This window comes from Chitinophaga sp. HK235 (assembly GCF_018255755.1).
Taxonomy (GTDB): domain Bacteria; phylum Bacteroidota; class Bacteroidia; order Chitinophagales; family Chitinophagaceae; genus Chitinophaga.
The window spans coordinates 2,328,777-2,351,147 of record NZ_CP073766.1 but is presented as its reverse complement, the minus strand read 5'-3'; the positions used below and the strand labels follow the sequence as shown (position 1 = coordinate 2,351,147).

At 45.7% G+C, this 22,371-nt stretch carries 17 protein-coding genes and 3 tRNA genes; 7 read left to right on the top strand and 13 right to left on the bottom strand.

Annotation, left to right across the window (positions count from 1 at the left end; all coding sequences use genetic code 11):
- Nucleotides 1-16 precede the first annotated feature (16 nt).
- The 3 genes from KD145_RS07815 to KD145_RS07805 form a co-directional block, all read right to left on the bottom strand.
- Entirely contained in the window at nucleotides 17-955 is a 939-nt protein-coding gene (locus KD145_RS07815; protein WP_212005344.1) for a magnesium transporter CorA family protein, read from the bottom strand.
- Nucleotides 956-970: 15 nt separating this feature from the next.
- Nucleotides 971-1,756, bottom strand: coding sequence for a diaminopimelate epimerase (gene dapF / locus KD145_RS07810; RefSeq protein WP_113618464.1), 786 nt, complete (start codon nucleotides 1,754-1,756; stop codon nucleotides 971-973).
- 159 nt (nucleotides 1,757-1,915) lie between these two features.
- Complete coding sequence (locus KD145_RS07805) at nucleotides 1,916-2,794, bottom strand: nucleoside phosphorylase (protein WP_212005343.1); 879 nt, start codon at nucleotides 2,792-2,794, stop codon at nucleotides 1,916-1,918.
- Nucleotides 2,795-3,001: 207 nt separating this feature from the next.
- On the opposite strand from KD145_RS07805, the gene KD145_RS07800 reads away from it, so the two are divergent.
- Together KD145_RS07800 and KD145_RS07795 are read left to right on the top strand one after the other, a co-directional pair.
- Nucleotides 3,002-3,075: transfer RNA gene (locus KD145_RS07800), tRNA-Cys, on the top strand.
- A 300-nt stretch (nucleotides 3,076-3,375) separates the two neighbouring features.
- On the top strand, nucleotides 3,376-3,858 hold the full coding sequence (locus tag KD145_RS07795) for a GNAT family N-acetyltransferase (RefSeq protein WP_212005342.1): 483 nt from the start codon (nucleotides 3,376-3,378) through the stop codon (nucleotides 3,856-3,858).
- Between the two features lie 81 nt (nucleotides 3,859-3,939).
- On the opposite strand, the gene KD145_RS07790 is transcribed toward KD145_RS07795, so the two are convergent.
- The 3 genes from KD145_RS07790 to KD145_RS07780 all read right to left on the bottom strand — a co-directional run bounded on the left by KD145_RS07790 (nucleotide 3,940) and on the right by KD145_RS07780 (nucleotide 8,030).
- Nucleotides 3,940-5,259, bottom strand: a complete 1,320-nt coding sequence (locus tag KD145_RS07790; protein ID WP_212005341.1) for a Gfo/Idh/MocA family protein — start codon at nucleotides 5,257-5,259, stop codon at nucleotides 3,940-3,942.
- A gap of 140 nt (nucleotides 5,260-5,399) precedes the next feature.
- Complete coding sequence (locus KD145_RS07785) at nucleotides 5,400-6,908, bottom strand: magnesium chelatase (RefSeq protein ID WP_212005340.1); 1,509 nt, start codon at nucleotides 6,906-6,908, stop codon at nucleotides 5,400-5,402.
- A gap of 30 nt (nucleotides 6,909-6,938) precedes the next feature.
- Entirely contained in the window at nucleotides 6,939-8,030 is a 1,092-nt protein-coding gene (locus tag KD145_RS07780) for a VWA domain-containing protein (protein WP_212005339.1), read from the bottom strand.
- Nucleotides 8,031-8,177: 147 nt separating this feature from the next.
- On the opposite strand from KD145_RS07780, the gene KD145_RS07775 reads away from it, so the two are divergent.
- The gene (locus tag KD145_RS07775) at nucleotides 8,178-9,023 is read left to right on the top strand and encodes a sugar phosphate isomerase/epimerase (RefSeq protein ID WP_113619722.1); all 846 of its coding nucleotides are present in this window, start codon (nucleotides 8,178-8,180) and stop codon (nucleotides 9,021-9,023) included.
- A 103-nt stretch (nucleotides 9,024-9,126) separates the two neighbouring features.
- On the opposite strand, the gene KD145_RS07770 is transcribed toward KD145_RS07775, so the two are convergent.
- From KD145_RS07770 to KD145_RS07755, 4 genes are all read right to left on the bottom strand, one after another.
- A complete protein-coding gene (locus tag KD145_RS07770) occupies nucleotides 9,127-12,363 on the bottom strand; it encodes a DUF2723 domain-containing protein (protein WP_212005338.1) in 3,237 nt (1,078 codons plus the stop codon).
- A 171-nt stretch (nucleotides 12,364-12,534) separates the two neighbouring features.
- On the bottom strand, nucleotides 12,535-12,828 hold the full coding sequence (locus KD145_RS07765) for a putative quinol monooxygenase (protein WP_212005337.1): 294 nt from the start codon (nucleotides 12,826-12,828) through the stop codon (nucleotides 12,535-12,537).
- The gene (locus KD145_RS07760; RefSeq protein ID WP_212005336.1) at nucleotides 12,825-13,652 is read right to left on the bottom strand and encodes an S-adenosyl-l-methionine hydroxide adenosyltransferase family protein; all 828 of its coding nucleotides are present in this window, start codon (nucleotides 13,650-13,652) and stop codon (nucleotides 12,825-12,827) included. Before KD145_RS07760 ends, KD145_RS07765 begins: the two co-directional genes overlap by 4 nt.
- A 207-nt stretch (nucleotides 13,653-13,859) precedes the next feature.
- Entirely contained in the window at nucleotides 13,860-14,672 is an 813-nt protein-coding gene (locus KD145_RS07755) for an SDR family oxidoreductase (RefSeq protein ID WP_212005335.1), read from the bottom strand.
- A gap of 221 nt (nucleotides 14,673-14,893) precedes the next feature.
- Between KD145_RS07755 and KD145_RS07750 the strand changes: the two genes are divergently transcribed.
- A tRNA-Lys gene (locus tag KD145_RS07750) sits at nucleotides 14,894-14,966 on the top strand.
- A 538-nt stretch (nucleotides 14,967-15,504) separates the two neighbouring features.
- Here the strand turns inward: KD145_RS07750 and KD145_RS07745 are convergent.
- The gene (locus KD145_RS07745) at nucleotides 15,505-16,314 is read right to left on the bottom strand and encodes a pseudouridylate synthase (RefSeq protein ID WP_212005334.1); all 810 of its coding nucleotides are present in this window, start codon (nucleotides 16,312-16,314) and stop codon (nucleotides 15,505-15,507) included.
- A 244-nt stretch (nucleotides 16,315-16,558) separates the two neighbouring features.
- Here KD145_RS07745 and KD145_RS07740 point away from each other — a divergent pair.
- Nucleotides 16,559-16,631, top strand: a tRNA-Lys gene (locus tag KD145_RS07740).
- 856 nt (nucleotides 16,632-17,487) lie between these two features.
- Here KD145_RS07740 and KD145_RS07735 read toward each other — a convergent pair.
- Together KD145_RS07735 and KD145_RS07730 are read right to left on the bottom strand one after the other, a co-directional pair.
- Nucleotides 17,488-18,936, bottom strand: a complete 1,449-nt coding sequence (locus KD145_RS07735; protein WP_249219759.1) for a nitrilase-related carbon-nitrogen hydrolase — start codon at nucleotides 18,934-18,936, stop codon at nucleotides 17,488-17,490.
- A gap of 60 nt (nucleotides 18,937-18,996) precedes the next feature.
- Nucleotides 18,997-19,863, bottom strand: coding sequence for an AraC family transcriptional regulator (locus KD145_RS07730; RefSeq protein WP_212005332.1), 867 nt, complete (start codon nucleotides 19,861-19,863; stop codon nucleotides 18,997-18,999).
- 350 nt (nucleotides 19,864-20,213) lie between these two features.
- Between KD145_RS07730 and KD145_RS07725 the strand changes: the two genes are divergently transcribed.
- Both KD145_RS07725 and KD145_RS07720 read left to right on the top strand, forming a co-directional pair.
- Nucleotides 20,214-21,086: an AraC family transcriptional regulator gene (locus KD145_RS07725; RefSeq protein WP_212005331.1), complete on the top strand. Its 873-nt coding sequence runs from the start codon at nucleotides 20,214-20,216 to the stop codon at nucleotides 21,084-21,086.
- Between the two features lie 65 nt (nucleotides 21,087-21,151).
- Nucleotides 21,152-21,889 carry an SDR family oxidoreductase gene (locus KD145_RS07720; RefSeq protein ID WP_212005330.1) on the top strand — a complete coding sequence of 246 codons (738 nt, stop codon included), beginning with the start codon at nucleotides 21,152-21,154 and terminating at the stop codon, nucleotides 21,887-21,889.
- Nucleotides 21,890-22,371 lie beyond the last annotated feature (482 nt).

The window sequence follows — 22,371 nt, the reverse complement described above, 5'->3', positions numbered from 1 at the left end:
CAGAGTATGTTTTAGATCAGAACCATTTCTTTTTCATGAAGTACATGCTGATGATCACCGATATCACGATGGAGAGGATAATGGGGATGTAAAAAGCATGTATACTGTGCTGGAAGGGCAGGTCTACGTTCATACCATAGATACTGGCTACCAGCATAGGGAAGGTGAGTATGATGGTGATGGAGGTAAGCCTTTTCATGACCACATTCAGGTTGTTGGAGATGATGCTGGCAAAGGCGTCCATGGTGCTGCTGAGGATATTAGTGTAGATATTGGCCATTTCGAGGGCCTGGGAGGTATCTACGATCAGGTCGTGGAGGAATTCCTTTTCATCTTCGTTGAGGCCCAGGAAATTGGTCCTTTCGAGCTTCATGAGCAGCAGCTCGTTGCTGCGGAGGGCGGTCACAAAATACACGAGGCTTTTTTGTATCCGCATGATGGCCAGCAGTTCTTCGTTTCGGTTCGAATCGTAGAGTTTGGCTTCCAGCATGTTCCTGCGCTGATTGATTTCCTTGAGGTGATTGAGGAAATTGACTACTACCTTTTCGAAGATTTTGAGCACCATCATGTTCTTTTTTTCCGGGGACCTGTTGTGAAAGGTATCGAGGAACCTTTTGATGGCAGCGTTATCGAAGGAGTTGACGGTAATAATCTGATTGTGGGTAAGGACGATCACGATAGGGATGGTAATGTAGAAGGCATCGCTTTCGTTGATGGAATTGTTTTCCGTGGGTGTTTTGATAACGATGAGCTTTACATTGTCTTCCAGCTCGTAGCGTGATTTTTCGTCAATATCCAGGGAGTCGGTAAGGAAGTCCAGCGGTATATCCAGCTCTTCAGACAGCTGTTCAAATTCAGCCTGTTTCAGTGGTGGGGTGATATTTACCCAGGCACCGTTTTCGGGTGCCTGGATAGCTACCGTTTTGGCATCTATATTTTTGAAGTATTGGATCATTTGCGGGATAAGTTATCAGCCAATGGTAATCTGTCCTTCAAACACCAGGGTGGCGGGGCCACAGAGCCAGATGTTGGTAAAGGAGCGTTCACCAGTGCGGGTATAGCGTACTTCAAGTTGTCCGCCGAGTGTTTGTACAGGGACTACATATTCCTTTTCTTCCTTGCCGGCAAAGGTGATGGCGGCGGCGGTAACGCCGGTGCCGCAGGAATAGGTTTCGTCTTCTACACCTCTTTCATAGGTACGTACGAAGATGCCTTCTTCAAAAGGCTGTACAAAGTTCACGTTGGTACCTTCGGCAGCAAAACGTTCGTTGTAGCGGATCTGGCGGCCTTCGTTGAACACATCTACCGCCTGTACATCGTCTACATATTTTACGAAGTGGGGAGAGCCGGTGTTGAGGTAATAATACAGCGGACCATGTTCTACGAAGTCTACATCCTGCATTTTCAGGTTTACCCAGTTATCACCGTCCATAGTGGCTTCATGTTCTCCGTCTACCGCGATAAAGTAGAGGTTGCCATCGCCAACCCCCATTTTATGGGCGAAAGCAGTGAGGCATCTGCCACCGTTGCCGCACATGGAACTTTCCCTTCCATCGGAGTTGTAATATTTCATGGCGAAGTCATAGTCTTCGCTTTTGTTCAGGAGCATCAGACCATCGGCACCAATACCGAAACGGCGGTCACACAGTTCATTTACCTGTTCGTTGGTGAGCCAGTCGTACTGTCCCTCCCGGTTGTCCATGATGATAAAATCATTCCCGGTGCCCTGGTATTTATAGAAATGAATTTGTTGCATAATACAAAGATAGAAAGAATGCTTTTGGTTTCCCAGGGCTTAAGCCCTGGGCTATATTAGATGGAGATGATCTAAACGATGATCTAATGCGAATTTTTAGTTTTGGGATTGCCCCAAATATAGCTCATCCAATATAGCCCAGGACTTTAGTCCTGGGGATTATAATTTAGCGATGATGTCGAGTCCTTTTTTGATGAGGGCTTCTACAGCGGCGCCGCCATCTTTGGAGAATTCCTTGCGGATACGGTTGGCCACGATAGCGCTGATAGACAGGCATTGATGTCCGAGAACGCGTCCCATGCCGTAGATGGCGGAAGTTTCCATTTCGAAGTTGGTGATGCGGTGTCCTTCGTGGGAGAAGCTGGTGAGGTTATCTATCAGGTTAGGATTAGACAGCGGGCCTCTTAACACGCGGCCTTGCGGGGCATAAAAACCCGGGCAGGTAACGGTGATGCCTGTATGAAATCCGTCGGTGAAGTGTTTTTGCAGGCTTTCACCGGCGGCAAGCAGGCAGGGATTGGCGCCACCTGGCTGCAGGGTTACCTGGCCGCGGAAGGCTTCCAGCAGTTGTTTTTCAGCGGAAGTATTTTCGTAGGTATAATAAGCCATGAGGTTGTCGAGGCCCAGGCCATGGGAAGACACTACGAAACTGTCTACGGGGATGCTCTCCTGGAGGGCGCCGGAAGTACCCAGGCGGATGATCTGCAGAGAAGTGAGTTCCTGTTTTACGAGCCGGGTATTAAAATCGATGTTAACGAGGGCATCGAGTTCATTGAGTACGATGTCGATGTTGTCTGTACCGATGCCGGTAGAAACTACTGACAGCCTTTTATTCCCGATATAACCGGTGTGGGTTACAAATTCACGGTGCTGGAATTTGTGTTCTACTTTGTCAAAATGTTTGGTCACCGCTGGCACTCGATCGGGATCTCCTACAGTGATGATGGTATGAGCCAGTTCATCAGGTCTTACATCCAGGTGATATACTGCTCCACGGCTGTTGATAATGAGTTCAGATTCGGCAATACGTTTGTCCATTGTATTAATTTTTTGTGTTTTTCACGATTCAACAATCCTTGTTGGCGCCTCAATATTCCTACGTTCTGTATTATTATCAAAATATTTTTTCAGATATTTTTTAAATAATATTTGGTGATTATCAGAAATTTACTACTTTTGCAATCCCACAAAACGACGGGACGCCCGCTAAAAGGCAAGCAAAAGTAAGTGTTTCGTCAGATATATGGTTCCGTGGCCGAGTGGCTAGGCAGAGGTCTGCAAAACCTCGTACAGCGGTTCGAATCCGCTCGGAACCTCCAGATGGGAAAGTAAGAAGCCGCTCTTGAAGCGGCTTTTTTTATGCCCTTACTATAAATCATATCTGAAAATATATCCTGCATTGCTCCGTTTACCCGCATTGTTTTACCATCCAGCAGGATAAAATCCCGTTTTTCTTTACCTAAAATTAATCTCTGATGTATCATGATGTTGTAAAGTAATTGTTGTAAATTGCTTATCCCGCAAAAGTTTGGGGGTGTTCCCGGAAACCAGTCAGAGAGATGTGAACACCCTATTCCGGAGGACTTTTGTTTTTATTGACAACCTAAAAGTGTGTGGCGATGACAGAGATCATTAAAGTAACCGCAACAGATACCGGAAACCTGGAACAGGTAAAGCTGCTTTTCAGAGAATATGCCAACTGGTTAAGTGTAGACCTCAGCTTTCAACAGTTTGAAGAAGAGATGGTAAGTTTGCCAGGCCCTTATGCTGCCCCGGGTGGGGCGCTGCTGCTGGCAAAGGTAGATGGTCAGGTGGCCGGATGCGTTGCTGTCCGTCCTTTTGACAATACGACCGCAGAAATGAAGCGCCTCTTCGTAAAAGATGCCTTCAAAGGCCACGGGGTTGGAAAGGCCTTGGCTGCCAGAGCCATCGAAGAAAGCAAGGGACTGGGCTATAAACGTATTCTGCTCGACACCCTCGCGCATATGCGCCCGGCCATCGAACTGTATACGTCGCTGGGATTCCAGCCGATTGCTGCCTATTATGATAATCCTATCAGCAGCGCCGTATATCTGTCTCTGAATCTGGAAGACATATCCTGAAAGGGTTTACGCAAAGATGCAAAGCAGCAGGGACGCAAAAGTTTCATGTTGCATCTGCTGCTTTGCATCTTTGCAGGACAACTAGCTTATGACCGGTAGTTTGTACCCATTATGATAACCGGCGGCCAGCAATTGATTGGCGTCGCTGTCGGTGAATTGTCCTGCATGTTTGTCCCAGTATATTTTTTTCCCTGTTCTGAAGGCGATGTCCCCCATTTGAGCAGTTGTGGCTATCAAAGCCCCTGCCTGTATCGGTGCGTGCAGATCCTCCAGCCGGCGTGATTTCACCACTTCGATGAAATTGTGGGTATGCAGTGTCAGCCCATTGTCCACGGCTTTCTGCCGGGGTACGGCTTCCATTTTGTTTTTTTCCGGTATCACTTCCCAGCCCCCCCTGTCCAGTACCAGGGTACCATTGTTGCCGATAAACGCAATACCGTGATCACGGCCATAAGGGCCACCATCAATGCCCTGGGCCTGTTCCCACTGGATATTGAAGCCATCGAATTCATATACGGTGGTGAGGGTGTCGGGTGTTTCGGCAGCATCATCGGGATAGGCAAACTTACCACCTGCGGCCATAATGGACCGTGGCATTTCTGCTTTCATACCCAGCAGGGCATAATCGAGCAGGTGTACACCCCAGTCGGTCATCAGACCACCGGCATAATCCCAATACCAGCGGAAGTTAAAGTGGAAGCGGTTTTCATTGAAGGGCCTTTCACGGGCAGGGCCCAGCCATGCCTTGTAGTCGACACCGGAAGGGGGCGTACTGTCGGGCTTTATGGGAATGGACTTCATCCAGCCCATATAGGCCCAGGCTTTTACAAGCCTTATCTGTCCGAGTTTGCCGGAGTGCACAAAACTGACTGCATCTTTAAAATGTTGCTGGCTGCGTTGCCACTGGCCAACCTGTACGGCACGGTGGTAACGTTGTTGTGCAGCCGTCATGGTACGGCATTCGGCGATGGAATTGCCTACCGGTTTTTCTACATACACATCTTTTCCGGCGGCACAGGCATCCGTCATCTGAAGGCAATGCCAGTGGTCGGGTGTACCGATGATAACAGCGTCGATGCTTTTATCTTCCAGCAATTTGCGGTAGTCGCTGTATGCTTTTACTTTGATGCCCTGTTTGGACAGTTCAGCCACCCGCTTGTCGAGTACATTGCGGTCTACGTCGCAGAGGGCCACGCATTGGGCAGCTGGGTGTTTCAGCATGGCGGTAAGGTCTGACCAGCCCATGCCATTGATACCGATGGCTGCAATATTAACCCGGTCGCTGGCAGCGATCGTTTTTAGTGGGAGGGCCTGTAAGCCTGAAGGAAGCGCGGACACCAGCCCGGCGCCGGCAGCCAATGTAGTGGCCGAACGGAGAAAATCTCTTCGTGAATGCTTCATAAGTGGAATTTCATTTGGTTATTTTTTCATTTAGTCATTTCAATATTTAAATATTGAAATGACTAAATGAAAAAATGAAAAAAGCTGGACGATTACAATCTTTCAAAGTAACGCCAGCTTGCTATTTATCTGCAAAAAAACTAAAAATCTTCTTCTTCTGTTACGTCGTTGTCTTCCATGCTGAAGTTCATCATGGTGCCCAACAGGTCGCTGAAACGGGTATGGTTTTCCGCTACCTTTTTGCTGATGAGGGAATAGGAAGCGAGTCCGTGCAATACAAACTCCATCAGCAGCAGGGCTTCGCGGTTGTTGGCCTGCGGGAAGCGGGCTTTGACCATGTCTTTGAGTCCTTCTACCTTGTTGAGTGAAGTCTCGTATTGTTTATCACTGATATCCTGCAGCAGCTGGAGGCTGTTGCCTTTATCGAACCACTGGATAACGCTGCGGTAGGGGTTTTCCACGGGTTGGGACTGCTTCTTTTTCTTGAAAGAGTCCGGGTTGGGGAAGTAGGAGGCAAAGAGGGTACGGATGGATTTGTCGAGCAGGTTGTGGGCCACCTGGAGCGGACCTTCCTGTTCGCCTTCATATACCAGTTCTATTTTGCCGGTGATGGCAGGGATGATCGACATGAGATCGGCGATACGTACATGTGTCTCCTTTTCCTTATTGATGATGGCGCGTCTTTCGCCGGAGCTCACCGCATTTTCATAGGCGGCGATGGTAAGGCGGGCGGAAACACCACTTTTTTTGTCAACATATTCGCTGTTGCGGGCTTCAAAAGCTACCTGTTCTATCAGGCGTTTTACCATGTCGGAGATAGACACTTTGGCCAGCTGTTCATCATGTATATCGGCTTCCTGTTCGGTGATGAGCAGGGAGTTTTCGACGCTTTTCGGGTAGTGGGTGATGATCTGGCTTTCTATCCTGTCTTTCAGCGGGGTGACGATAGAGCCACGGTTCGTATAGTCTTCCGGGTTAGCCGTGAATATGAAGAGTATATCGAGTGGCATGCGTACTTTAAACCCTCTGATCTGGATATCGCCTTCCTGCAGGATGTTGAACAGGGCTACCTGTATACGGGCCTGGAGGTCGGGGAGTTCGTTGATGACGAAGATGCTGCGGTTGGACCGGGGGATGATACCGAAGTGGATGGCACGTTCGTCGGCGTAGCTGAGTTTGAGGTTGGCGGCTTTGATGGGATCTATGTCGCCAATGAGATCGGCTACGGAAACGTCTGGCGTGGCGAGTTTTTCGGCGTAACGTTCTTCACGGGATATCCAGGTGATGGGCGTTTTATCGCCTTTTTCGGCGATGAGGTCCCTTGCGTATCTTGACAGGGGGTTGAAAGGATCGTCGTTAACTTCTGAGCCTTCCACCACGGGGATGAATTCATCGAGAAGGTCTGTCATTTGCCGGGCCATGCGGGTTTTGGCTTGTCCGCGCAGACCGAGGAACAGAATATTGTGACGGGAGAGCAGGGCCCTTTCGGTATCCGGTATCACGGTATCATCATAGCCAATAATGCCGGGAAAGGAAGTTTCTTTTTTCTGCAATTTTTTAATCAGGTTACGTCTGATTTCCTCTTTTACTGAAACGGGTTTATAGCCACTCTTTTTCAGTTCGCCTAACGTCTTGATGCTGGTATCCATGTTTATAAATTACGCAATTCCTTGCCGGTTTTAGAATAATTTTCGTTTCCCGTTTTCAAAATCGTAGAACAGGAACTGGCCCAGTTTGTCGGTGCCGGAGAAGAAGGCTTTACCGCTGTTGGTTTCGGTAAATTCCTGTACAAACTTCTGCAGCCAGGGATCGGTGGCCACCATGAAGGTGGTGATCGGTATTTTCAGTTTTTTGCACTGGGCGGCCAGATTGAGCGTACGGTTCAGGATTTTGCGGTCCAGGCCGAAGCTGTTTTTATAATATTCCCTGCCTATTTTAAGGCAGGTTGGTTTCCCGTCGGTGATCATGAAGATCTGCTTGTTGGGATTGCGGCGGCGGCGAAGCAGGTCCATGGCCAGTTCCAGGCCGGCCACCGTATTGGTGTGATAGGGGCCTACCTGCAGATAGGGCAGGTCCTTGATTTCGATCTGCCAGGCATCATTACCGAAAACGATGATATCGAGGGTGTCTTTAGGGTAGCGGGTGGTGATCAGCTCGCTGAGGGCCATGGCCACTTTTTTGGCAGGAGTGATCCTGTCTTCCCCATACAATATCATGGAATGCGAGATATCAATCATCAGGGCGGTAGACGTCTGGGTTTTATAGTCTGTTTCCTTGACTTCCAGGTCTTCCTGACTGATAGAGAAGCTGTCGATGCCGTGGTTGATCTGGGCATTGCGGATAGAGGCAGTGACATCCAGCTGGTCTACGCCGTCGCCAAATTCAAAAGGTCTGGTCTCCGCGTTGAGCTCGTCTCCGATACCTGATTTCCGGATATTATGATTCCCTACCTGGGATTTTTTCAGTTTGCCGAAGATCTCTTCCAGTGCGTTTTTACGGATGGTTTGTTCAGTTTTGGCCGTGATGATGATTTCGCCGGCTTCATCTTCTTTCAGGTATCCTTTGTTTTTCATGTCCTGAATAAAATCACCAATACCATAATCGTCGTTGGTAAGACCAAACTCTTTATCCAGCTCTGTAAGCCATTGGAGGGCTTCTGTCACGTCTCCGCTGGTATAGGTAAGTAGTTGGGTGAAGAGGTCCAGCAGCTTCTGGAAAGGGGATCTGTTATTTTCATCCGGATTAAACCGGGAAAAAGTTATTCCTCTCATAGCACAAAAATCAAAACATAGTTCGTTATTAAAATTAGTGAAAAAATTACCAGGATGGGTGTAATCATTTAAATCATCCTAATCTTGGTTAAAATCTTGTATTTTACGTTGAAAGCTATTACTTTCAATCATCAAAAAAATATCTATATGAAAAAACTGAGAAATGCATGGCTGCTGGCCGGTGGTTTAGCGGTGGCATTATTTGCACAATCTGCCAAGGGTCAGGCCAGAGCAGATGCATTGGGTTGGAAACTGGGCGCACAGGCGTGGACGTTCAACCATTTTACCCTGGCAGAAGCGCTGGACAAAATGGACAGCTGCGGTATTCAATATGTGGAAGCGTTTCCTGGGCAGACCATCGGTGGTGGCATAGAAGGCAAGATGGATTACCATATGTCGCCCGACAAACAAGAGCAGGTAAAAAGCCTGATTAAAAAGAAACACAAGGTACTGGTAGCATTTGGCGTGGTAGTACCCAATTCTGAAGCAGAATGGAGAATGTTGTTTGATTTCGCCAACAGGATGGGCATTCAGAGTATCACCAGTGAGCCGCAACCGGAGTACCTGGACCTGATCTCTTCTCTGTGTGACCGTTACAACATTAAGCTGGCGATCCATGATCACCCTAAACCCAGCCACTACTGGCATCCCGACAGCGTACTGAATGCTATTCAGGGTAGAAGTAAATTAATGGGTGCCTGCGCTGATATCGGTCACTGGGTACGTTCCGGCCTGGACCCGGTAGAGTGCCTGAAAAAACTGAATGGTCATATCGTGAGCCTGCACTTTAAAGATCTGAACGGTAAAACTGAACAATCTCACGACGTAATATGGGGCAACGGTGTATGTAAAATACCACAGGTGCTGGAAACACTGAAAGCACAGAAATTCAAAGGTCTGTTCTCTGCTGAATACGAGTACAACTGGGATTACAATGTACCGGAAGTAAAAGAAAGCGCTGCTTACTGGAGACAGATGGTGAGCAATCTGTAACTGTGATGCATATGATAATGCTGATGCTCCTGATGGGGCGAGGATAAAATAAAATAGCCCAGGACTGAAGTCCTGGGCTATTTTATTTTATCTGATTATTTGATTATTTGGCGGAGTCCGGGGCTGCCTGAGGGGCAGCGTTGGAGTCTTCCGTGCTTACGTGCTGCAGGCCCTCTTTAGGGTGTGCACCAGCACCGGAGCCGAAGTCGATCTTCATGCGTTGCAGCCAGGCGATGAACTGTTCAGCAGTTTGTCCGTCGCGTTGCAGATCGCTGGTCATTCTGCTGGCAGGTAATGCCTGATAGTAACGAATTTGTTGTTCACAGTCTTTGATGATCTGGTTGCTGATCTCTTCTGCTCTTTTCACGTCACCAGCAATGTAGTGGGCGTAAACAGTTTGCAGGGAGGTGTAGTTGTGCATGTTACCTGGAGTGGTCATCGCGTAAGGGAAGTTGCCTTCCTTGATGTTTTTGTCCATGTATGTCAGCACGGAGATAGCGCTGTCCTTGGACTCACCGTTCTGTGTCATAGCCACGCTGAGGCGGGTGAAGGACTGACGCAGGTACAACACCATTTTGCGGTTAGGCTCATCGAAGTAAGTACCTGGTGTTTGTGCGCCACCGAAGGCGAACTTGTGCATCAGGTTATCATACATTGCGTTGATATTGGCGTTGATATCCATACCCAGGGGATCATTGGCTGTTGGTTTAGGCAACGGCACCAGGTGATATGCCAGACCATCGGTTCTGAGATAGTCGTTCAGACCGAGATCAGTAGGGCTGGTAAAGTAGATAGGTCTTTTCCAGTTGTTGGTAGCGATGATATCATAAACAGCCAGGTCATTTTTGAGCAGGTAGCTTTTGTTGATTTTGAAAGATACCTGTGGCAGTATTCTGGCGGAGTCTTTGGCGCCAACCACACCATATTTTAGGACTTCTTCCTTGTTAACCGGGATAAACAGCTGACGGGTAGGCAGGAAGTTTTCAGATCCGCCGTCCTGGGTGTTTACCTTGTTATGTTCATCATCGCTTCCCATGAAGTCCATGATATCTTTCAGGTTGAAGTATTTATCAGCCGGGATGTTTCCTGGATCGAAGAAGCGGATGAAGTTGCGGGTTTCGCCCTGGTATTTATTTGGAGCCCAGCTCATAGGCACTGCTGCGCTTTGATTCACCATTCTGCGCTGCTGGTCGATATACCAGTCTACACCGAGGAGGCTGAGGTTGATCACTCTTACATCGGGGCGGATACCTTCTACTTCCTGTGCGTACCAGAGCGGGTAGGTATCGTTGTCACCAACGGTAAACAGGATCGCATTTGGCTGGCAGGATTCGAGATAATCTTTAGCGATATCTCTGGCGATGGTTTTGGTAGAGCGGTCATGGTCGTCCCATTCCTGGGCAGCCATCAGCACGGGTACTGCCAGGAGGCAGAGTGCAGTGGCGAGGGTAGGAGCGATAGCGCTGCTCATTTTCTTCTTAAAGAAGTTGTAAACAGACAGTACACCGAGTCCGATCCAGATAGCGAAAGCGTAGAAGGAGCCTACATAGGCATAGTCACGCTCACGGGGCTGGTTACCGGCCTGGTTGAGGTATATTACGATCGCAATACCTGTAAAGAAGAACAGGAGCGACACAATGAGGGTGTCTTTGCGATGGTTGTTGTATTGGAAGAAGAAGCCGATGATACCGAGGATAAACGGCAGGAAGAACATGGTGTTGTGTCCTTTGTTGTTCCGGAGGCTGTCTGGCATGAGGCTTTGGTCGCCGTAGATCAGGTTATCGATGAAAGGGATACCGGAGATCCAGTTACCATCGCGGACGTTGCCATAGCCCTGGGTATCGTTTTGTTTACCTACGAAGTTCCACATGAAGTAGCGGAAGTACATGAAGTTCATCTGGTATTGGATGAAGAACTTGATGTTATCACCGAAGGAAGGTGCTTCATTGGCGTCGAGGCCGAGCCAGGAGCGGTAGAAGTCGGCGTGGCCCTGATCGTTGCTGGCGTCCCATACTCGAGGGAAGAGCATCATGTCAGACTTGGCGTAAACAGGTTCCATTTTTTTGCCGGCAACCATATATTTTTTATCGCTGCGGGCGTAGATGTTACCGCCTTCATTGTATTTTTCAGGACGAGCAGTGAATACCTGTCCGTATACGAGGGGGAAGTCACCATACTGTTCACGTCCGAGGTAACCAACCAGGGAGATGGGGTTATCTACGTTGTACATGTCAACTGAAGGGTTGGCAGTAGAGCGTATCATGGTAGTGATATAGGTAGAATAACCGAGCAGGGTGAAGAGGATGAACATGATGGTGAGCCTGCTGAAGTGCACTAATTTTTCCTGGTTCAGCTTTATACCAAAGGTTTTGATAAAGAAAGGTATGAGCAGGAAGAATGCGGCCAGCAGTAATTTCACGAATACTACACCGCCGCTGGCGTCGTTGTAAGCCGGCACCAGGATGATGGAGGCGATTACGATGAGCGGAGCATAGAAACCGAATTTTGGTTTTCTCAGGCCGATAATCAGGATGGCCACTAAGGCAGCGAAATAGAAGATAAATCCGGAGAAGAAGCCCATTCCGAGGTTATTGACGAAAATTACGTCCATATAACCGGAGGCTTTAATGGTATCCTGGATCAGGTATTTCTGGATCATACCGGTGATGGCACAACCGAGGATGAAAGCCCAGAAGGTGCCCCAGCCGGTAGGTTTGAAGCGTCTGAAGTAGTATACCATTACGATGGCCGGAATGGTGAGGAGGTTGAGCAGGTGTACTCCGATGGAGAGACCCAGGAGGTAACCGATCAGTACGAGCCATCTGTCGGCATAGGGCTCGTCTGCTTCGTTTTCCCATTTGAGGATGGCCCAGAACACGATGGCAGTGAAGAAAGAGGACATACCATATACTTCACCTTCCACAGCGGAGAACCAGAATGAATCAGAAAAGGTATAGGCCAGGGCACCTACGGCGCCTGCGCCCATGATAGCGATCATTTTTTCACGGGAGATCTCTTCACCGGCTTTTACCATCAGACGACGGGCAAAGTGCGTAATAGTCCAGAAGAGGAACAGGATGGTGAAACCACTGGCGATGGCAGTCATGGTGTTTACACCGAGAGCGGCCTGTGAGGGTTTCAGGAACATGCTGAAGAGTCTTCCGAGTAATACGAACAAGGGTGCTCCGGGAGGGTGGGGGATCTGTACTTTGTACGCACTGGAAATAAATTCGCCGCAGTCCCACAAGCTGCCCGTGGCCTCCATAGTCATAATGTAAACAGAGCAGGCAATGATGCAAATCACCCAGCCAACTATGTTGTTGGTCCTTTTAAAATTCATAAGGTTGTTTTAAGGTCCGACAAAAATATAAAAAGTAGCAAATTATGCTAATCTGCTGAACAGTTTTAACTTTTTGTAAATATCTTTTTAATTGCTAGCTATAATCTTGAATGGTAGCTGGTTTGAAGGGAATTAAAATTGCATTAGAACTCCCTGGCTGCCAGCGTGGTTTCAGGCTTTATAAGTCTCTGTAACGGTCCATGCTGCTGGTTTTGCGCAAAACAGCACTTTGGTGGCGGCCCATGTATCCCGGAAGAGATCTGATTGCCGGTAGGCTTCCAGAGCCGCTTCGGACTCCCATTTGCTGAAGGTAAAGAAGGTGTTGCCGGAGGCCGGGTGTTCCCATAGTTCGAGGTGGAGGCATCCTGGGAAATGGCGGATTTGTTGTTGTTGCCGGGCAAACAGTTCCCGGAAGGAACTTACCTTGTCGGGGATAAATTCCATTTTAACGAGTCTGTTAATCATTGAAAGATAATTCTGACAGTTTGGTAGAATGAGAGTTGCTGGAAGCCGGTGGGCTGGGTTAGCTGGTCCCTGCGGAATCCCAGCAGGCCGAACAGGCCGGCTGCATTTCCTTTGTTGATAGCTATTTCGAGGTAGCCGGCAGCGTTGAACAGGGCCAGTTTCTGGCCCTCGGGTACATCAGCGTAAGTTTCACTGATCTGGTTGATCACTTCATTACGGCGGAAAAATATCTGGAAGCGACGGTTTCTGCGCTGGGCATTGAACTGATCGCGGGTGATATTGACCACTACGTTTTCGAAGCTGTCGATATGGATAATCTGGCCTTCGATGAAGTCATCGCCCACCAAAGGCTGCAGGTTATGCTTAATATGGATGCTTTGGGTGAGCGGGCCTATTTCTCCCAGGGCTTTGCCTCTGCTGAGTTCACGGGCGGCCATGGCCAGCTGCTGTATGATGGTGAATGTGTTTTTGGGCGCATTGGCCGGCAGGGGTATTTTAACCACTTTTTCGGGCATGCCACCGGCGATCATGGTCAGCAGACCATTGTCGGCGCAGCCGATGTATTGTCCGTTATGTTCGGCCACCAGCACATGATCGGGGCGGCGGTCGAACAGATTAATCAGTACAAAATGGAAAGTACCCAGCGGAAACCAGGCGAAGGCACTCTTACAGATATACGTTGCCTGCGGCAGGTTAAAAGGGCTGATATGATGGGTTATGTCCGTAACATGACATTCCGGGCAGTAATGCCAGAGTTGCCCTTTGATGGCACCTACCAGGTAATCCTGCATCCCTATGTCTGATGTTAATGTTATAATGGACATGCCAGAAAATCTAAATCCAAGCGCAATACACTAAATTCACATTTCAACTCCCTATCCCTGCTTATCGAACCCGTATCACATCTGAATGGCCGCCTGGAATGGTCGCTCTCCTCCCAAAAAGGGTGCCATGGGGTTTTAAATGCAATCTCTTTGCAAATAAAGGTAAAAATACCGATGGCGCCTTATTTTAAGCTGAAATTTTGATTTTTATTGCAGTGGAGAATTAGGTTCTTTCTTAAAGTGGTTGTAAACAAGACCATCGAGCAGACCAGGCACCAGTTTGTTGAGCCATACAGTGAGTTTGCCCTGGCCGGTAAGTACAAGGGTCCTTTTGCGTTTGCTGATTGCTTTGGCAATGGCTGTTGCCACTGCTTCGGCACTCATCAGCTTATCCTCATTGAGCGGGGTTTCACTCTGTGCCTGTCCTTCCTGGTTGAGCGCCGTATTCCGTATATTCGAGGCCGTAAACCCCGGACATACCCACATTACGTTAACGCCTGTATGCAGATTCTCCGTACGCAATGCCTCCATAAAGCCCTGCATAGCGAATTTGGACGCCGAATAACCTGTACGCCCCGGCAAGCCACGATAACCAGCAATAGAAGATACGCCCACAATAGTACCTTTGGCAGCCAGTATAGCAGGATAAGCGTATTTCGTGCAATAAACAGTGCCCCAGAAATTAATGTCCATCAGTGATTTCAATACACTCAGGTCCAGATCACGGAACAAGGCACGCATAGAAATTCCCGCATTGTTGATTAACACATCAATACGGCCAAACCGTGCCATCGTAGCTTCCATAAAAGCCTTGCAATCCGCTTCCACACTCACATCCGCCACAAAGATAAACAAGGAGGGATGGTTGATCTCATTACGCAAAGCTTCCAGGGCCGGTAACTTACGACCACATACGGCTACAGCAGCACCCTGCTGTAACATCTCCATCACCAATGCTTTTCCAATGCCCGACGATCCGCCGGTAATAACTACTGTCTTGTTCTGAAAGTAAGTTTTCATGGGTATATTTTTGCAATGCAAAAATAGGCGAGAAGTTCATAGTAACAGCATTTTATTATAGGACTGATACAAATCTGTATAGTGTCTTCGAAAAAATTATTGGCTTGAAATACTTTGTGGTGGCTTGTTTTGAGAGTTGCGGTGTAAAATTTTTTGTAAAAACTTGTTTAAAAATAAATTATTTCTATTTTTGCACCCGCTTAAACAGCAATACAGTAAAGGATTCCGTAGCTCAGTTGGTAGAGCAATACACTTTTAATGTATGGGTCCTGGGTTCGAGTCCCAGCGGGATCACAAACAACATTCAAACCTCGCGCTAGTCGCGGGGTTTTGTTTTTTAGTCGAGTCCCTTCTATAAAACCTCTTTTTGTTTCCCCATACTTTATAAGGTTAACCAGCTTTTACCAGATACGTAATTTAAGCAAGGGTTTAAAAGTACATCCAGCAATCCCACTTTGTCCAGGAGCCGCAATTGATGAGAAACGAACCCTTTGAGGAGTATAAAGATTCCTGATCCATTTAAAAAACGCTGTATTTTCAATCGCAAATAAACTCCCTTTCATGCAGATTCTAACCAGCACTTATCAGTGAGATAATTGGAGGGATAGTTGCGACCTTTCTTAAGGCATATTTTGATAAGAAAAAAGAAGTTGATGTTAGTTTGATGAAACTCACAGAGGAAAAATATAGGTCACTATTGACCTTTATGGCATGTGCTTTAGATATCACTAAGAAAAGATATTTTGCTTTGAATGAGCAAGTGCTTAATGAGAAGAGAAGATAATCAAGCTGTTGAAAAGCGGGGGCGTTATGGCCATCGTGGCAACTCAGACTAACTTAACATATAATCCAGGATCGGTGCACATTTCTCCTTACATGGCTTGTAGTAGGCTCCATGTTTCCAGGTGGCTGATTTAGGAGATAAGCCCCACCAGAATTCGACTAAAGCCAAAGGCTCCATCTGATGACGAAAGGCGTATTGCAGTAATTTTGGACCAGCACATTCGCCGGCACCTGCAGGCGGTTGTTTATAGCCGTGGGCGGTAAAGATATCTACCATATTTTTTAAATGGCCTGCCTTATTGCTGAAATTATATTGCTCCAGGAGCCTTCGTTGTAACCTGATGGAATGGGCTTTACGCAATTCCTTTAACTGTGCAATGGCTGATTGATGGAGGATAGCATCTTCCTGAGAGAGAGCAGCAATTTCACTGTTGATTTCTGATAAACGGATCATACCGGCATTTAGAAAGCTGCCTGTTTTAAGTCCGTCGAACACCGGTTCTACAAACCTGTTGTGATGATTTCCATTTGCCAGCTTGCCGGAAAATGCTGACAGATAACCCAAAGTTCCATACCGGGTTCGTACTACCAATACACCGAACATTTTACCAATAACGGCACCATTGCCATTGTTGCCCAAGCCAAAATTATGTTTCCACTCATTTTGCAGGGCAAGATGTTGTTGAAGTTCAGCAACGGCAATTTCACAAAGCGGATGAATGTTGCCATCCAGGCTAAAGGTAAGTGTTTCGGCCATAGACCTGGCATTGTCCTGGTCTATAAAGCGACAGAAGGCTGTGTCAGCTTGTTGTTCCTGTTCTGTTACAGATTGATGATAATCGTCTTCTACATCGGTCATATACACACTTGCGGCATACTGTGCCAGCCTTGATAGGGTGGCTTAAGAAGGCGCAAAGGTAAGCGATTTTGTAATTGCTGTGCTATTTATAACAGTGTTTTCTATGCTTTGTATCTGTCGTCATAGCTGTGGTTATCATTCTTACTATATGGCCTGTTGAAAAGAAAATCTTGTAAAAGGTTGATAATGAAATATATTTTCTTACATTTGCCGCCCCAATATGCCATGTGTATGGTAGGGAAATGATTCCGTAGCTCAGTTGGTAGAGCAATACACTTTTAATGTATGGGTCCTGGGTTCGAGTCCCAGCGGGATCACAGACAACTTCTAAAACCTGCACTAGTCGCAGGTTTTGCTTTTTTAGTTGAGTTCCTTTTGTATAACCCCGATTTCTTTCCCGTACTTTATACAGGTTAACGAGCTTTTACTAAGATACAAAACATTTTTATCAGGATTTACGCCCCCTTATTTTCTATGCTCTCAGTAATAGTTTGATGCCTTTGTCTGAATCGACTTACCCACGAAACAAACCATACGGCAATGCTGTTGTATGATAAATTGGCTGAACGGTCAGGCTTTTTGGTAAATGCCAGCTGATAATCTGCCCCGTTATCTACGAAGGTGATAGAGCCAGACTTATAACCGTTGGAGGAGGGATTACTGAATAGTCTCCCGACACGCGTAGCAGCCCCGGTCGTGCTGATGTGATAACGGTCTATCGGGCCGTTTATGCGGAAGCTATAGAAACCAATAAGCACTTACAGCATGTAAAATCTGAACTTATCCGGCATTATACCCTCCTGAAAGCGGTTGACACTACAGTAACCTCCAACGATGATCAAAAACGCCTACAACGGTATCAACAGGGGAAAGCGCATACTTTTGGAGGTCATCGATTTTCATAATGAAAAGTTTCAGGAGAAGGTGGACAAGGATAAACGTAAAGGCAGCACTTTAAAAAAAGTGGCTTTCTACCAAAGACAAAATATCCGCTTTTCTCTCCAGTGTTTTCAAAATGAAAGATATTCCGTTGGGTAGAATTGAATACGCCTTTGCCGAGGACTTTTTTGATTAAGCCTTTAGAAAATTTTTACCAGATATGTAAACTGGAGAGCTGGAAATTATAATCTATTGCAGTATTCATTTTGAAATATTGTCCCTGGCGGATAATTTTTAAGTCCGCCTGGCTTTTGCCAATAGTGCAAGGCTCACCAGGCATGCAATGGCATTCAACATACTGAACCAATCCCCCCATTTGTTATGCAGTGTCGCATGATGCTGTATCTCAATGTTGCCTGATAACAACACGGGCGTGCCTTTGTCGCTATTAGCCTCATACAAAACCCTGCCGCAATAATCGTTGATAGTCAGCCTACCCCGCCTGGCATTTCTTACCATTCCAAAACCACCTTCCACGCATCTCATCATCGCCATCCGGCTATGCAGCCATCCATCCTGATCAAAGTCCCAGGCCGGCACATATAAAACATTACAATCTGCGCTACCATACCTGCTGATGTATTGCTGAAAATCCATGTCCTTACAAATAGCCACACCTTCTTTTATACCATTCCAGAGAAACAAACCAGGTTCCTTTCCTGGTTTCAGGCTATCCAGCAATTCTCCGGCAAAGAGATGTACTTTCTGATAATCTGCCAGCAGTGCCCCATCCTTCCCGATCACCCAGGCCCTATTTTCGTAATAGTCTCCTTTTTGCTGCGTCACGCATGCAATGATTCCTACGTGATGCGCAATTGCTGTGTCTCTAAACTGCTGCATAAAACCCGAACGACGACCATCTCTTACGGTAAACATTTTTTCAGGAAACACCACGATCTCTGCCCCCTGCTTTACCAGTTCTCCTACCTGGCGCAGGTAAAGGTTTGCCAGGTACAAATCCTTGTCTTCTCCTATTTTATTCTCATCGTAATATACCCGTTTATCAATAGCAACCATCCCCACCTGTAATGATTTAGCAGCAGCAGATGTTTGATTCAAACGCACAACGCCCCATGCCATTGCGACCACAAGAACACCAATAGTTACGAAGGAAAGTGCCCGGATTGATTGTTTTTGCTGATACCGATAGATGATGAACGCTATCGCCGTAGGAAAAAAAGTAACCAGGAAGGTAATCCCCTGTATGCCTGTCAGAGATGCAACCTGCACCACGGGCAAAAAATTACATTGCGTATAGGCAATACTTCCTGCCGTTCCGTCTCTGGTGGTGAGGAAACTGATATACTCCATCGTAGTAACCAAAACAGGGAATACAAATACAGTAGACCAATGGCGATAAGTAAGCATTATCTTTCTTGCAGCTATCACTTGTAGCGAAAAAATCAGGGGCAATAGTAAGGTAAACAAAAACAGCAGCGGCAAAGGAAAAATACTTAGAAAATAAGGCACCCAGCTAAGTCTTCCTATTAAGTACCCGGTAAAAGCTATTAAAAATGTCCATTTACCTGTAAGTCGTAAAGAAAAATACAATATGGGAACTGGCGCCACCCATAATGGCCACCAAAGGTGCGCTGACAAGCTAAAGGATAAATACCAGCAGATACCCGCAAAAAGCAGTCCTGCGACTAAAAGCGCTTTGGAAACCGGTTTTAAATCCGACATGATATAAGTTTGGTATAATTGTCAAAGCTAAAAGGTTTTTCCCGTGTAGAATTGTATATTTTAGACAGGCTGATGCTTTATGAGAATATCCGCTATTTTGTTTTCCTCCTTTTTAAACTGGCTGGGAGTGGTACCTGTAAACAACCGGAAATCACGAATAAAATGCGCCTGGTCAAAGTAGTTGCATACATGACAGACATCAGTCAGCGTATTGGTTGTTCGCATATACCGGACCGCTTTATTGAAACGAAGCAGTTTATGATAATGCTTAGGTGTATAACCGATGTTTTTCAGGAAAATCCGCTCCAGCTTTTTATAGTACCAACCTGTTTGCTGGCAGATTGTATCAATAGATACATCCTCAGGACTGTTGCGAAGTATATCTATAGTCTGGTTAACCACTAACAGATCAGCTGGTGCATTTCCCAATCTGGATTTTAGTATAGCATCCAGTAATTGTACCTGCTTATCATCATCCGAATAATCAGACAAGCGCATCTCCAGGTCTATTACTGATTTCCCTAAGAGCAGTTCGGCCGGCAACAGAATATTTAATAAATCAGAAATAGGTACATTGGTAAATGAGGCCAGCCCACCTGGCTTGAATCGGATACCCAGCATCCTGATTTCACCAGTGCTTTTCACATAAAAAATCTGGTTTCGCTGCCCCATAATCATCGGCCCATTCTGACGGGTGCCAAGAGGATTATCAGCTGTTATCAACCAATCCGTCGGGCCGCCAAAATTGAAGATCAGTTCCACACGACCGCCAGGTATCAGGCGGTCAGGTACATCCGTAAACCTGTCCGGTGCATGTAATACCCAATAGCATTCTATAAAGTCAGCCAGCTGAATTGATGGATAATATTGCCGGTAATAGAACATTGAATTGATTAATATCAGATTATCCTTCTTCTCTTTCTTCATCCTGCAAATCCTGATCACGCGGTCCGATCCCTAATCTAATATACAATAATCATAAAATTAACTGCGATAGAATAATATGCTTCAAAATCTACCGATGCCCAACCAGCCTCCTGCTTCCTAAAATCTTGAACACTATGGGTGGAGAGTAAAGCGGGTGAGGTACTGAAATCCAATTCATATTTACAAAATATTACATGTGTAATATAAGCTGCAGATTTATGAATAAACCACGATATTATTATAGCAACGATAAAAAGGTTAACTTTAAAAAAGTTTGAAATTTGTAATAATCCAATCGCAGGTTAGCGGTTATCGTATGATGACATCCTACAATCTTTTGATCAAACAATATGCAAGGACAAAACAGAAAATATGAAGGCTTACAGCATGATGAGCTGGGGATCATGATTCGTTCAAACGACAACCCCTATCTTTCAGCTGATATTCAGATCAAAAAACTGCAACCTCGCAGATTAACCTCTTATTTTATTGTATTAATTGAAAGTGGTTCAATTACATACAATTTAGACTTACAAGACTTCAACCTTACAGACGGACACTTGCTTTTTGCAATGCCAAATCAAATTTTTACGCCACCCGACAAAACAGACGATCTTAAATATTTCAAACTGCTGTTTGACGAAAATACATTGGCATTGTTGCCACAACAATTTTCCTTTTTAGTCAACCCCTTAAACGACCAGACCATAGTTCTTGACAGCGCTGCAAAAGACAGGGTAATAAAGGTTTTTGGAATTTTAAATCAGATAATTCATTTAGATAAATATGATATCGACACTGAAGTAATATTAGCTTATTTGAACTCATTGCTATCAGAACTAAACAGCGCTTATTTCAAAAACAAGGAACCCCTCAACCCCTTAAACATTAACCTTTCAAAGTTCATTGAGTTCAAACTGGTTGTAGAAACACACCTTACGGAGCAACCTTCTATCAATGCAATTGCAGAAAAATTGGCTTTATCTACAAACAGTTTATATAGGATTGTAAAAGAATATTCCGGCTCATCGCCCAAAGATTATTTCATTAACCGTTTGATGGCAGAAGCTCAGCGAAAATTGCGTTATTCTAATACTTCTATCAAAGAATTGGCCTACGAACTGGGCTTTAATGACCCGGATTATTTTTCAAGACTCTTCAAAAAAAGTACAGGAAAAAGTGCAAGTGATTTTTTGCCCAGGCAGGATTTGTCGGGGAAATAAAATGAATTGTCCATTTCCGCTATTTTCCGGCCCTCTACTTTTGCTTCATAAAATTCACAAAAGAAATGAAATTCGCATTAGTAACAGGGGCCAACAAAAGTATTGGTCTTGAAGTTGCATGGCAACTTGCTCAAAAGGGAATTTATGTCTACCTCGGTAGTCGTAATTTAGAACATGGTATTGAAGCCGTGGACAAATTAAAAGCGATGGGATTAAATAATGTAGAAGTTATTCAGCTTGACATCACAAATGACGAATCAGTAATTAATGCCCGTAAAGAAATCGGTAAAAAAACAAAAGTCCTCGACATACTAATTAATAATGCGGGTATTTATGGTGGTTACCCACAAACCGCGCTGGACTCAACTATTGACCAGTTTAAAGCAGCTTATGATACAAATGTTTACGGTGTGGTGAGAGTTACACAGGCATTTATTGATTTATTGAAAGAATCGTCGGAACCTCGTATTGTGAATGTAAGTTCAAGTCAAGGTTCAATAACTTTACACAGCGACCCGGCGTACAAATACTACGACTACAAAGGTGTTGTATATCTTTCCTCAAAATCAGCACTGAATATGTACACCGTTGTTCTGGCATACGAACTAAAAAATACCAGATTCAAAGTAAATGCCGTTTGCCCGGGATATACAAAAACAGACTTCAATGGACATCGTGGGACGGGCACTGTCAAAAGTGCCGGAAACAGGATTGTAAAATATGCTCTGATTGACAATGATGGCCCAACAGGAAAATTCTTTAGTGAGGAAAATAACCCTGAAACAGGGGAAATACCCTGGTAAAGAAGATTAAGCATAAGGTGTAATACTCCCATTGCTCCTCCTCAACCAGTTCCAGTAGTTCTTGTAACATAATAATAAGAATTGCCATTTAATTCTAAATTGCCTGCGAAGGCATCGCTATATTTTAGTAAACTAGATAAATCGCATTTATAACCTGTATCAGACCTGTATAAAGCACGTATTTATGTTATAAGTTTTAGTGTGTTTTGCCCTGATTTAGCAAGGCTTTTCGTATATTTGTACAGGTTATAAGTTCTTAACAATTCGGTACAAATTAAGCTAATCCAGAAGGATACAAATTCGGATACACAAGCTTTTAAATCCGTGAAAAGTGGCGCTACTACAGACTTTGACATAGTCCAAGCGGGATCACAGGCAAATTTTAAACCTCGCGCATGGCGCGGGGTTTTGTTTTTTAGTTGAGTGTTTAGTCGAGTTCCTTTTGTATTGAAGCGGCGCAGATTGAAATCACTATGCGCTGT